This is a genomic window from Streptomyces sp. NPDC002536 (assembly GCF_053594995.1).
The window spans coordinates 44583-56534 of record NZ_JBSFWU010000046.1 but is presented as its reverse complement, the minus strand read 5'-3'; the positions used below and the strand labels follow the sequence as shown (position 1 = coordinate 56534).

At 70.4% G+C, this 11952-nt stretch carries 11 protein-coding genes; 8 read left to right on the top strand and 3 right to left on the bottom strand.

Annotated elements, in window-relative coordinates:
• Positions 1 to 171 precede the first annotated feature (171 nt).
• From ACWD4B_RS18580 to ACWD4B_RS18555, 6 genes are all read left to right on the top strand, one after another.
• Positions 172 to 1113, top strand: a complete 942-nt coding sequence (locus tag ACWD4B_RS18580; RefSeq protein ID WP_451421729.1) for an L-tyrosine/L-tryptophan isonitrile synthase family protein — start codon at positions 172 to 174, stop codon at positions 1111 to 1113.
• A gap of 73 nt (positions 1114 to 1186) precedes the next feature.
• Entirely contained in the window at positions 1187 to 2011 is an 825-nt protein-coding gene (locus ACWD4B_RS18575) for a TauD/TfdA dioxygenase family protein (protein WP_451421728.1), read from the top strand.
• Positions 2008 to 3549: a 4-hydroxyphenylacetate 3-hydroxylase family protein gene (locus tag ACWD4B_RS18570; protein ID WP_451421727.1), complete on the top strand. Its 1542-nt coding sequence runs from the start codon at positions 2008 to 2010 to the stop codon at positions 3547 to 3549. The genes ACWD4B_RS18575 and ACWD4B_RS18570 overlap by 4 nt, the downstream gene beginning before the upstream one ends.
• Before the next feature lies 1 nt (position 3550).
• A complete protein-coding gene (asnB, locus tag ACWD4B_RS18565; protein ID WP_451421726.1) occupies positions 3551 to 5425 on the top strand; it encodes an asparagine synthase (glutamine-hydrolyzing) in 1875 nt (624 codons plus the stop codon).
• A complete protein-coding gene (locus ACWD4B_RS18560) occupies positions 5425 to 6414 on the top strand; it encodes a quinone oxidoreductase family protein (RefSeq protein WP_451421725.1) in 990 nt (329 codons plus the stop codon). The genes asnB and ACWD4B_RS18560 overlap by 1 nt, the downstream gene beginning before the upstream one ends.
• Positions 6407 to 7264 carry a DODA-type extradiol aromatic ring-opening family dioxygenase gene (locus ACWD4B_RS18555; protein WP_451421724.1) on the top strand — a complete coding sequence of 286 codons (858 nt, stop codon included), beginning with the start codon at positions 6407 to 6409 and terminating at the stop codon, positions 7262 to 7264. Before ACWD4B_RS18560 ends, ACWD4B_RS18555 begins: the two co-directional genes overlap by 8 nt.
• 51 nt (positions 7265 to 7315) lie before the next feature.
• Here the strand turns inward: ACWD4B_RS18555 and ACWD4B_RS18550 are convergent, their stop codons facing one another.
• Positions 7316 to 7786, bottom strand: a complete 471-nt coding sequence (locus ACWD4B_RS18550) for an NUDIX domain-containing protein (RefSeq protein ID WP_451421723.1) — start codon at positions 7784 to 7786, stop codon at positions 7316 to 7318.
• Between the two features lie 4 nt (positions 7787 to 7790).
• A complete protein-coding gene (locus tag ACWD4B_RS18545) occupies positions 7791 to 8531 on the bottom strand; it encodes an XRE family transcriptional regulator (protein WP_451421722.1) in 741 nt (246 codons plus the stop codon).
• A gap of 322 nt (positions 8532 to 8853) precedes the next feature.
• Here ACWD4B_RS18545 and ACWD4B_RS18540 point away from each other — a divergent pair, with 322 nt between their 5' ends.
• Entirely contained in the window at positions 8854 to 9114 is a 261-nt protein-coding gene (locus tag ACWD4B_RS18540) for a hypothetical protein (RefSeq protein WP_451421721.1), read from the top strand.
• Positions 9115 to 9214: 100 nt separating this feature from the next.
• The gene (locus ACWD4B_RS18535; protein ID WP_451421720.1) at positions 9215 to 10408 is read left to right on the top strand and encodes an alpha/beta hydrolase family protein; all 1194 of its coding nucleotides are present in this window, start codon (positions 9215 to 9217) and stop codon (positions 10406 to 10408) included.
• Positions 10409 to 10459: 51 nt separating this feature from the next.
• Here ACWD4B_RS18535 and ACWD4B_RS18530 read toward each other — a convergent pair whose 3' ends face one another.
• Complete coding sequence (locus tag ACWD4B_RS18530; RefSeq protein WP_451421719.1) at positions 10460 to 11950, bottom strand: UbiD family decarboxylase; 1491 nt, start codon at positions 11948 to 11950, stop codon at positions 10460 to 10462.
• Positions 11951 to 11952 lie beyond the last annotated feature (2 nt).

Here is an 11952-nt window from a genome sequence, read left to right as displayed (position 1 = left end):
GTTCCCAGGGCTTCGCCCCGGACCCCTGGGTGGTGCGTCGGCTGCAGGCCGTCGGTGGCTGATCGCGCAGTTCCCCGCGCCCCTGACGGGGCGCGGACAACTGTGCAGGCCTTGTGCGTTTCTCATGCGCACGTCGAGCACGGTGGGAGCCAGTCCACGAAGGGAGGCGCGGTGTCCGATCTCGCCGCACCCGATATCGAGCTGGTTTCCATAGAAGTCATCCGGGAGGTCCTGGCGCACCAGCGCAGAATGCGCGACGGAGGCTGCACCGGACGGGTCTGCCTGCGGTGCGCCAGGCACCACCTGGACACGGTCCGCAGCGCCATGGAGAGCGGGCGGCGCATCGACTTCGTGCTGCCCGCCTTCCCCACGAAGTCCCCCAACCCGGCCAAGGTCCTGGGCCCGCTGCCCGACCTCGCCGAGGAACTCGCCCTGCGCTTCCTGAACGAACTGTGCGAGCGCATCAGCGAGATCTACCCGCCCGGAGCGGCCATCACCATCTGCTCCGACGGGCGCGTGTTCAACGACCTCCTCGGCGTGAGCGACGAGAACGTCACCGCCTACGCCCGTGAGCTCGACCGCATGATCACCAGGATCGGCGCCGGCCACCTCGAACAGTTCACCCTCGACGACGTCTACAGCGGCGCCGGGCACGAGGAGATGCGCACCATGCTCTCCACCGCCTACGCCCCGACGCTCGACGAACTGCGCGCCGAAGTCCGTGCGGGCGGCGCCCCGCTCGCCATGTACCGCGGCATCACCCGGTTCATGCTGGAGGACCTGTCCGGTCCGGACTACACGGGGACGCGGTCCGCGCTGCAGCGGCGGTGCCGTGATCTGGCCTACCGGGTCATACAGCGCAGCAGGGCCTGGGGAGACCTGCTGGGCAAGCTGTTCCCGTCCGCCATCCGGTTGTCGATCCATCCGCAGCCCTGCAGCACGGAGAAGATCGGGATTCTGCTCGGCGATACGCCGGACGCTTGGCTCACGCCGTGGCACTCCGTTGCCGTTGAGCGGGACGGGCGGCACACGCTCATGAAGCGGGCCGAGGCCGAGCGGGCCGGCGCCCGGGCCGTGTTCGTTGAGGGGCGCCCCACTCACTACGTCCTGTAGCTGCGGGTCCGTTGTGGTTGCTCGCGCAGTTCCCCGCGCCCCTTTCGGGGCGCCCATGCCACTGGAGAACCTTATGAACACCACCCCCATCTCGCCCTTCGGGCTTGCCCTCCACGCGCCCGAAGCCGGCACGCCCGTCACCTCCATCGACGTGCCCGCCCTGCGTGCGCTCGTCCGGGAGCACCATCTCGTGCTCCTCCGCGGGTTCGACGTCTTCGCCACGCCCGGCGAACTGTCCACGTACTGCGAAGGCTTCGGCGAGCTCAGCGTCTGGCCCTTCGGCACCGTGCTCGAACTCGTCGAGCAGGAGAAGCCCGAGGACCACATCTTCGACCACAGCCACATGCCCATGCACTGGGACGGCATGTACCGCGAACAGATACCGGAATTCCAGGTGTTCCAGTGCGTCCACGCCCCGGGCACCGGCAACGGCGGTGAGACGACGTTCTCCCAGACCGCCGCCGTCCTGGAGAACACCGACCCGGAGACGGTCGCCCGCTGGTCCGGGGTGACCGGCACCTACCAGCGCAAGATGGAGTACTACGACAGCGTCACCGTCTCGCCCGTCGTGGACGCCCACCCCGTCACCGGCACCCCGGTCATCCGCTACAACGAGCCCACGGCGGCCGACGACGCCGGCTTCGTCAACCACCCGGACCTGGCCTTCACCGGCCTCCCGGAGGGCGAACTCGCCGATTTCCACACCGGCCTGCGCGCCGCGCTGTACGACCCCGCGCACCTGTACGCCCACGCCTGGCAGACCGGCGACATCGTCATCACCGACAACTACACCCTCCTGCACGGCCGCAACGCCTTCACCAGCGGCGCCCCCCGGCACCTGCGCCGCGTCCAGGTGCTCGGCACCCCCGCTCTCGACAACCCCGGGCTGGTGCGATGACTGCCACCAATGACCTCATGACCGGCGACGCCTACCTGGAGAGCCTGCGCGACGGCCGTCAGGTGTATCTGAACGGCGAGCGCGTCAAGGACGTCACCACCCACCCCGCCTTCCGCAACTCCGCGCTGTCCGTGGCCCGGCTGTACGACGCCCTGCACGACCCGGCCACCGCCGACGTGCTCACCGGCGTCGATGCCGACACCGGCATCCGCACCCACAAGTTCTTCAAGCCCAGCCGCTCGGCGGCCGAGCTCGTCGAGGCGCGCGAGGCGATCGCCACCTGGGCGCGGATGGGCTACGGGTTCCTCGGGCGCACCCCCGAATACAAGGCGTCGTTCATGGCAGGCCTCGGCGTCAACGCCGACTACTACGGCCCGTATGCCGACAACGCCACCGCCTGGTACCGCGAGTTCGCGAGCAAGGCGCTCTATCTCAACCACGTCATCATCAACCCGCCGATCGACCGCAAGCAGCCGATCCACGACATGGAGGACGTCTTCGTGCACGCCGTGCGCGAGACGGACGCCGGAGTCGTGGTCAGCGGGGCCAAGATGCTGGCCACCGGCTCCGCGATCACCAACGCGGGCTTCGTCGCCCCCGTCGGCTCGGCGGCCCTCGTCCCCGGCAAGGCGGAGGCGTTCGCCCTCGTCTTCTTCGTCCGCATGGACAACCCCGGCGTGAAGCTGGTCTGCCGCACCCCCTACGGGCAGGGCGATCCGTTCGACTACCCGCTGAGCAGCCGGTTCGACGAGAACGACGCTGTGCTGCTGCTCGACGAGGCGCTGATCCCCTGGGAGGACGTCCTCGTCCACCGCGACATCCCGCGCGCCACCGGCTTCTACGCCACCTCCGGCTTCCCCAACCTCTACAACTTCCAGTCCGGCACCCGGCTGAGCGTCAAGCTGGAGCTGATGGCCGGGCTGCTCTCCCGCGGCACCAAGGCCAACGGCACCGACGAGTTCCGCGGCGTACAGGCCGCCGTCGGCGAGCTGATCACCATGCGGGACATGGTGTGGGCGCTCACCTCGGCCATGGCCCACGACCCCGAGCCCGGCAGCGGCGGCACCGTCGTACCGCGCCTGGAGCACGCCTCCGCGATGCGGATGTACAACGCGCAGGTGTGGGAACGGGTCCACGAGCTGTTCGAGACCACCCTTGGCGGCGCGCCCCTCGCCGTGCCCTCCAGCGGCCGCGACCTGGCCAACCCCGAACTGCGGCCGCTCATCGACCGCTTCTACCGCGGCTCCGACTCCAGCGCCGAGGACCGCATCAAGCTGCTCAAGCTGGTCTGGGACGCCATCGGCACCGAGTTCGGCGGCCGGCACGAACTGTACGAGCGCAACTACTCCGGCAACGGCGAGCAGATCCGCCTCGACGCACTGCGCTGGGCGACCCGCCGCGGCAGCCTCGCCCGCTACGAGGCCATGGTGCAGGACTGCCTCGACGACTACGACATCGACGGCTGGCGCCGCGGCCCCTGGCTCGACCGGACCGGAAGCCTCGACCGGACCGGCCTGCCCGGAAGCGAGGGCAACTGACATGTGCGGCATCACCGGATGGGTGGACTTCACCCGCGACCTCACCCACGAGACCCCGGCCGTCGAGGCCATGACCCGGACCCTGATCGCGAGAGGGCCCGACGCGGGCGGCACCTGGCGCGACACCCACGCCGCCCTCGGCCACCGGCGCCTCGCGATCATCGACCTCGAACACGGCACGCAGCCGATGCGCACCCCCGAGCCCGGCCCCCGCGACGGCACGCCCCGGGCCGTGATCTCCTACGGCGGCGAGATCTACAACTTCCGGGAACTGCGCGAGGAACTCGCCCTGCTGGGCCACCGGTTCACCACCCGCAGCGACACCGAGGTCGCCCTGCGCGCCTACCTCCAGTGGGGCACGGACTTCGTCCACCGCCTCAACGGCATGTACGCCATCGCCATCTGGGACACCGCCCGCGAGGAACTCCTCCTCGTACGGGACCGGCTGGGCGTCAAACCCCTCTTCTACCACCCCACCCCGGGCGGCGTGCTCTTCGGCTCCGAGCCCAAGGCGATCCTCGCCAACCCGCTGGCGCAGGCCGTCGCGGGAGCGGAGGAGCTGTGCGACGCGCTGCTGTTCCTGCGCACTCCCGGACGCGTGCCGTTCCGCGGCATGCACGAGGTCAAGCCCGGCCACCTGCTGCGCGTCGGCCGCGACGGCATCCGCGAGGAGCGCTACTGGGCCCTGGAGTCCCGGCCGCACACCGACGACCTGCGCACCACCATCGCCACCGTCCGCGACCTGCTCGACGACATCGTGCCGCGCCAGATGGTCGCGGACGTGCCGCTGGTCTCGCTGCTGTCCGGCGGCCTGGACTCCAGCACGGTCACGGCGCTCGCGGCACGAGCCCGTGCCGCGGACGGCGGGCAATTGTCCACGTTCTCCGTCGACTTCACCGGCCACACCGAGAACTTCCAGGCCGACCCCATCCGGCCGACGCCGGACGGCCCGTACGCCCTCGAAGTCGCCCGGCACGTCGGCAGCGACCACCACGCGATCGTCCTCGACCGGGCCCGGCTGCTGGACCCCGCCGTCCGCCGCACCGTCCTCGGCGCCTGGGACCTGCCGTTCAACTTCGCCGACCTGGACGTCTCGCTGTACCTGCTGTTCGCCGCCGTGCGCGAGCACGCCACCGTGGCGCTGTCCGGCGAGGGCGCCGACGAGGTCTTCGGCGGCTACCTGTGGTTCTCCGACCCGGGAGCCCGCAGCGCCGACACCTTCCCCTGGCTCAAGCTGGGCGCCCACCGCGGCCTCGACCCGCGCAACCTGTTCCACCCCTGGTTCGTCGACGGGATCGACCTCGCGGAGTACCAGGCCGACCTGTACCGCACGGCCCTGGCCGAAGTCCCGCACCTGGACGGCGAGAACGCCGAGGAGCGCCGTACGCGCGAACTCGGCTACGTCACCCTCACCCGCTGGCTCCCCATCCTCCTGGACAAGAAGGACCGCATGGGCATGGCCAGCAGCCTGGAGGGGCGGGTCCCGTTCTGCGACCACCGCCTCGTCGAGTACGTCTTCAACGTCCCCTGGGAGATGAAGACCTTCAGCGGCGAGGAGAAAGCCCTGCTGCGCGCGGCCGCCGCCGACCTGCTGCCGGAGTCGGTGCTGCGCCGCAAGAAGGCCGCCTACCCCTCGATCCAGGACCCCGCCTACGACCGCGCCCTCATCACCGGCCTCGTCACGGCGACCGGCGAGGGCGAGGCGCCGCTGAACCCGTTCCTCGACGGCGACGCCGTACGCCGCCTCACCTCCAAGACCTCCACCGGCAGCCTGTCCGAGTTCGAGCGGATCCTCGTGGAGTCCACCGTCCGCCTCGACGACTGGCTGCGCACGTACCAGGTCGAGTTGACCGATGTGAAGGGAAGCACCCACTGATGCACGCGATCGAGATCCGCGAGACGGGCGGGCCCGAGGTCCAGCTGTACGTCGAGAAGCCGGACCCGGAGGCCCCCGGCGAGGGCCAGATCCTCGTCGAACTCGCCGCGGCCGGCGTCAACTTCATCGACCTGTACCGCCGCGAGGGCCGCTACCCGCTGCCCGTGCCGTGCGTACCGGGCGAGGAGGGCTCGGGCACCGTCCTGGCCGTCGGCCCCGGGGTGACCCGCTTCAAGACCGGCGACCGGGTCGCCTGGACGACCGTCCTCGGCAGCTACGCGACGCGCGTCCTCGTCCCGGAGGACAAGGCGATCGTCGTGCCCGACGGCCTCGACCTGCGCACCGCAGGCGGCGTGCTCGTCCACGGCATGACCGCCCACTTCCTGGCCAACGACTCCTACCCGGCGCGCGAGGGCGAGACGGTGCTCGTGCACGCCGCCGCGGGCGGAGTGGGGCTGCTGCTCACCCAGTTGCTCAAGCGGCGCGGTGTGCGCGTCATCGGCACGGTGTCGACGGCGGAGAAGGAGCAACTGGCCCGGGCCAACGGCGCGGACGAAGTCCTCCGCTACACGGAGACCGAGGACCTCGCCGCCGAGGTGCGCCGCCTCACCGACGGCAAGGGCGTGCACGCGGTGTACGACGGCGTCGGCGCCGCCACCTTCGACGCGAGCCTGGCCTCGCTGAGGATGCGCGGCACGCTGGTCCTCTACGGTGGCGCCAGCGGGGCGGTGCCGCCCGTCGACGTGATGCGGCTGCTGTGGGGCGGCTCGCTGACCCTGACGCGCCCGTACCTGGAACACTTCCGGGCCACGGTCGAGGAGTTCGAGTGGCGGGCGGGAGAGGTGTTCGCCGGCCTGCTGGACGGGACGCTGAAGTTCACGGTCAGCGGGACGTACCCGCTGTCGGAGGCGCACCGGGCGCACACGGATTTGGCGGCGCGGCGCACGAGCGGCAAGCTCCTGCTGGTGCCGGAGGTGGACCATGGGTGAGGTCACCGGGGCGGGCCTGCTCTCCCACGCGCCCGTCATCATGTTCCCGGAGGCCATGCGGCTGCAGGAGAACGGGGGCCGTGACTTCACGCTGGTGACGGGCCTGGAACGGCTCCGGAGCGAGGTGATCGAGGAGGCGGACTACGACACCGTGATCGTCTTCGACTCGCACTGGGCGACGACGACTGAGGCGGTGATCACCTCCCATGCGCGCCGCGAGGGCCTGTTCACCTCGGACGAGATGCCGGGCGCGATCAGCCGGCTGCCGTACGACGTTCCGGGGGACCCGGAACTGGCGGGTGCGGTGGCCGAGTTCGCGGAGAAGCGCTCGCTGTGGGTGAGCGCGAACGACGATCCGTACCTTCCGATCCACTACGCGACGCTCAACCTCTGGACGTACCTGGGGAAGCCGGACAAGCCGTGGGTATCGGTCTCGGTGTGCCAGACGGCCACGACCGAGGACTTCCTGCGGATCGGCGCGTGCGTAGGGGAAGCGATCGGGAGCATCGACAGGCGGGTGCTGCTCGTCGCCTCGGGCGGCCTGTCCCACCGCTTCTGGCCGCTGTCCGAACTGCGCAACCGGATGGCCGGTGACCCGGCGCACATCGTCACCGCGGAGGCGCGCGCGGCGGACGAACAGCGCATCGCGTGGCTGGAGGAGGGCCGGCACGACCGGGTGATCGGCACCATGCCGGAGTACCTGCGGTACGCACCCGAGGCCCGGTTCGGCCACTACTTGATGATGGCCGGGGCGTTGGGCGGCGAGTCCTGGCGGGGGCGGGGGCGCCGTTTCGGCGAGTACGAGAACGGGATCGGGACAGGGCAGGCGCACGTCTGGTTCGACCGGTAGGGGTGTGGGGCCCGGGGTCTGAGGGGCTCTGCCCCTCGGGCCCCGAGGCGCCTACCCCAGATAGGGCGAGGCGCGTTCTTCCAAGAAATGCTGGAGGCGTAGGCGCTGCGTGTGATGCATGGGAAGTGGGTCGAGTTCGGCCGGTTCCACGAACCGCAGTTCCGTGCTCTCGTCCGAGATCGTCAGCTCACCGCCGGTGATCCGCGCGGTGAAGCAGACGTTGAACTGCCGCCTCACCTCTCCGTCGCTGTACGCGATGATGTGCCGCGGGTCGGTGTAGGTGCCGACGAGTCCGGTGATCTCCACGTCGAGCCCGGTTTCCTCCTTGACCTCTCGGACGGCCGTGCCGGGCAACGAGTCGCCGAGATCCATGCCGCCGCCCGGAAGGGCCCACAGGTCGTTGTCCCGGCGCCGTTGCAGGAGGATACGGCCCTGGTCGTCGGTGACGACAGCCGAGGCGGCGACGACCATGCTGTTGGGCTTCGGCGCATGAGGGTCGTCGTAGTACTCGGTGCGTGCCATGCGATCACCTCTCCACTGGGCGGGCTGTCTCCCACACGGCATCGAAGCTGTCCGCGTAGGTGTCGAACATCCCGCCGTCTTCGTTGTATCGAAGGTGCCACACGGGTGCCTTGTACGCGTTCACGCCCCAGACGTGGGCGTTGACCAATACCTGGTCGTCCGCCCGGTACAGGCTGTTGTAAAGCGTCGTGCCGTGTGTGCGCAGTTCGATTCCGGGAACGTCCGCCAGCGGCCTGTAGTGCATGAGCGAGAGGTGGCAGCGGGACTCGATTCCGTGGCCGAACCTTTCCTCCTTTCCGCGCTGTTGTACGTTCTCGCTGGTCGCATCACCGACTGCGATGCGGACTCTGCACCCTTCGGCCGCTCGTTCCCGGAGAAGGTCGTTCAACCGGGGGTACGCCTCGTGCAGGAACACGGCGGCGTACACCAGCACGTCGATCCGTTCCTGCGCTGCTGCGAAGAGATCCGCGAAGACGGAGACGGGAAGGTCCGCCCGCTTGCTGTAGAGCGCCACGAGCTCTGTGCTGACGGCCCGTGCAACTCGCCCCTGTCGCAGTGCCGGCCAGAGCACGTGAACGTCTTCTCCCAGGGCCTCGGCGGCCATCAGGGCCGTTGCCCGCCGTGGGATGCGCCCGAGGTTGACCCACCGTTCCACGCTCTTCGGGTCCACACCTGCGACGTTCGCCAACGCCGCGTGCGTCCAGCCCCCGGATGCCATGGCCTCTCGCAACCGCTCGTTCCGCATAGGGACGTTCTACAGGCCATGGGACGTCCTGGAGTGGGAAACGCAGGAGGTTCCTCCGTCCCGATCACCAGCGGCACGATCGCCAACCCAGTAGCGCGGCGAAGGGCATCGGGATGAGCTGGACGGCGGAAGACACAGGCGTGTGGGAGTACGTGACGTACGCGCCGAAGGGCGAACGCTGCTGCGCGTGCAAGGCGTTGATCAAGCCCCTTGCGCCCGTACGACGCCATCATCAGGAACGGTCGTCCGGAGTACCCGTAGTGCTCTACCGGCACACCAGGTGCCCGGTCGGGCCCGAGGTCACTGCAGAGGCCCGGCGGCCGTGCTGACCGTCGCCGAGGCGCGTTACACCTTGACCTACCACGCGGACGGCCGATGGCGGATCGTCGATTGGCGTCTGCAGGACTTCGCCGGCCTGGCCTACCCGGATGGCGTGCACCGACCGCTGATGTTCGCCAGCCACGCTGCTGGCGAGGCATGGCTCCACCAGTGCGCAGCGCGGGGGCTGGACATGGCTCTTCCGTCCGACAGACCTCGTTGGGGCCACGTCGACTACGAGCGCTGGCGGGCACGGGTGGGGTGACCCGGAACGAGCCGGACGGCCCCCACCCTCTTGCCTCAAACAGAGTGACCTAGGCTGCCCGTGATGTGACGGCCCATCGGCGGCCGTTGAGAGGAGCACCGTGTCGATCGTTCGTCCCGCGCGCCGCACCCTGATAGCCGGCGGTCTCGGTCTGCTGGCCGCAGGCGTTGCCGCACCGGCAGCCTTCGCCGCCCCCGCAGCCACCACCCCGGCCCCCGCCCTCACCCCGCTCCACCTGGACGGGCCCTCCGGACCCGAGCACGTCGGTGCCGTGCAGTTGCACCTCGTCGACCGGGACCGCAAGGATCCCTGGACGGACTCCGGGCAGCCGCGTGAGCTGATGGCGACCCTGCACTATCCGGCGCACGGCACCCGCGGTCACGCGATGCTGCCGTGGCTGTCCGAGGGCGCCGCCCGTGCGGTGAAGGCCAGCTACCCCGGCAAGCTCGACGGCTATGCGATGCCGATGACCCACAGCGCCGACACCGCGCCGGTTGCCCGGCACGGTCGTCGGCCGGTGCTGCTGTACTCGCCCGGGTTCGGCTCCGACCGCTCCTTCAACACCCTCGTCGTCGAGGACCTGGTGTCCTGGGGCTACGTCGTCGTCACCGTCGACCACCCGCACGACTCCGGCGAGGTGGAGTTCCCCGACGGGCGCGTCCAGACGCGCACCGTCGTCGGGCGCGACAAGGACGAGATGCGGAAGGCCGTTGCCGTCCGCGCCGACGACCTGCGCTTCGTCCTCGACTGCCTCGCCGTCCTGGACCGTGGCGGCAACCCCGACGCCGAGCGGCGCCGACTGCCGCACGGTCTGCGCGGCACCCTGGACCTCGGCCGCGTGGGCGCGTTCGGCCACTCGCTCGGCGGTGCCTCCTCGGCGGCCCTCATGTACCAGGACCGCCGGGTGCGGGCCGGGATCGACCTGGACGGCACGCTGTGGGGTCCCGTCGTCACGGGCGGTCTGGGGCGGCCGTTCCTGTTGATGGACGCCGCCGAGCACGACGGCCTGCACAAGGACGAGTCGTGGGAAGAGGCCTGGAAGCACTTCAGCGGCTGGCATCGCTGTCTGCGGCTCGCCGACGCGCAGCACCTCTCCTTCACCGACGTCGTGGCGCTCGTGCCGCAGCTGAAGGGCGGCTTCCCGGTCGGCACCATTCCGGCCGCCCGTGCGGTGGCAGCCGTGCGGGCCACGGTGCGAGCCTTCTTCGATCTGCACCTGTGCGGTCGTGCCGACACCGGGCATCTGCTGGAGGGGGCTTCGCGGCGGTACCCGGAGGTCGGGTTCATCGCCTGAGAGCTGTGGGATTCCCCGCGCCCCTGACGGGGCGCGGGGAATCCCCATGCCTTACCCGACCATCCCCTCCGCCCGCCCCGCCCCCGCCATCAGGTCCAGCGCCCTCCGCTGCACCGCCTCCGGGTAGTTGTCGGCGAACGCCGTGCTGTGCAGCTTGCGCAGGTCGCGGATGCAGTCGTAGACGACCGTCGGGCCCAGGCCCGTGGCGCGCTCCTCGTCCGTGTAGCACGCCATGATGTGCATGATCGCCGTGTCGTGCAGGACGAGCGAGCCGTCCGACGGGTGGGAGCGGGTGGCCCAGCCCCACAGGACGTCGCGCAGGTCGGTCGGGTCGATGTCGTTGTCGAGCACCATGATGCGGGTGACCCACCAGCCGCCGTGCGGGAAGCCGGCGACGGCGTCGCCCACGGCCCGGGACAGTTCCTCCGACGAGTCGAAGCCCGTCTTCTCCCGCCAGTCGCGGTCCACCGTGACCGCCAGGACGTGGACGGCGGACTCCGGGATCATCCAGGCCGCGGTGACCGGGATGCCCTTCTCGCGCAGGTAGTGGGTCCAACGGGCCGAGTGCGTCAGGCCGATGAGGGTGTGGTCCTCGTCGACGGGCTTGCCCGCGCACACCACCGGCAGGATCGGGTCGTTGCGGTGCGTGATGGCGGTGACGCGGTAGGCGGGCAGGTTCCACTGGTGCGGCTCGGGCACGTAGCCCGCGTACTCGCCCATCGGGCCCTCGGGAATGAGGTCGTCGTGGTCGATGTAGCCCTCGATGACGATCTCGGCGGTCGCCGGGACCTCCAGGTCGACCGTCTTGCAGCGCACGACCTCCAGCGGGTGTCCGAAGTACGCGCCCAGATAGGCGGCTTCGTCCACGTGCTCGGGCAACGACATGGCGGAGACGAACGGGACCGCCGGCTCGGCGCCCAGCACCAGCGCGAACGGCGTGTGCTCGCCGCGCTCCCGCCACATGTCGTCGATGACGCCGATGTGCTGCGGCGAGCCCGTGAAGGTGGCCATGCGGTGCGCGTCGTGGAGCATGGTCCGGGCGATGCCCCAGTTCGTCCACTTCCCGTCGGGGCTGCGCAGCACGAACGTGCCGACGGTGTTGACGTACCGGCCGCCGTCGCCCTGGTGCAGCAGCGGGAACGGGAAGCGGGTCAGGTCGGCGTCGTCGCCCAGGAGGACGTTCTCCTGGCACGGGCCCGTCGGCACCACGACCGGGGGGACCGGCTCGGCCGCCTGGGCCGCGACCAGGCCGTCCATCAGACGCAGCGGCGGGGTCTCCGGGTCCAGACCCAGCGACAATGCGGCCCGCGCGTAAGGGTACTTGGGGTCACTGCTCAGCGCGGCGGGCGCGGTCAGCACCCGGAAGCCGGGCTCGTGGCCGCGGATGCGGGAGAGCAGGTGCGCGGGCGCCCGGTTCTCGGTCGCGTAGCGGGCGATGGCGCCGATCTCCAGCTCGACGTCCACCTCCTCGTCGATCACGCGCAGGTCGTCACGCTTGGCCAGTTCGTCGAGATAGTCGCGCAGGCTGGTCAGATGGTTCATGT

Bases quoted from the DNA above. Each gene is read 5' to 3' on its own strand.
- ACWD4B_RS18575 (WP_451421728.1), top strand. From the start codon at position 1,187: ATGAACACCACCCCCATCTCGCCCTTCGGGCTTGCCCTCCACGCGCCC.
- ACWD4B_RS18570 (WP_451421727.1), top strand. From the start codon at position 2,008: ATGACTGCCACCAATGACCTCATGACCGGCGACGCCTACCTGGAGAGC.
- asnB (WP_451421726.1), top strand. From the start codon at position 3,551: ATGTGCGGCATCACCGGATGGGTGGACTTCACCCGCGACCTCACCCAC.
- ACWD4B_RS18560 (WP_451421725.1), top strand. From the start codon at position 5,425: ATGCACGCGATCGAGATCCGCGAGACGGGCGGGCCCGAGGTCCAGCTG.
- ACWD4B_RS18555 (WP_451421724.1), top strand. From the start codon at position 6,407: ATGGGTGAGGTCACCGGGGCGGGCCTGCTCTCCCACGCGCCCGTCATC.
- ACWD4B_RS18550 (WP_451421723.1), bottom strand. From the start codon at position 7,786: ATGGCACGCACCGAGTACTACGACGACCCTCATGCGCCGAAGCCCAAC.
- ACWD4B_RS18545 (WP_451421722.1), bottom strand. From the start codon at position 8,531: ATGCGGAACGAGCGGTTGCGAGAGGCCATGGCATCCGGGGGCTGGACG.
- ACWD4B_RS18530 (WP_451421719.1), bottom strand. From the start codon at position 11,950: ATGAACCATCTGACCAGCCTGCGCGACTATCTCGACGAACTGGCCAAG.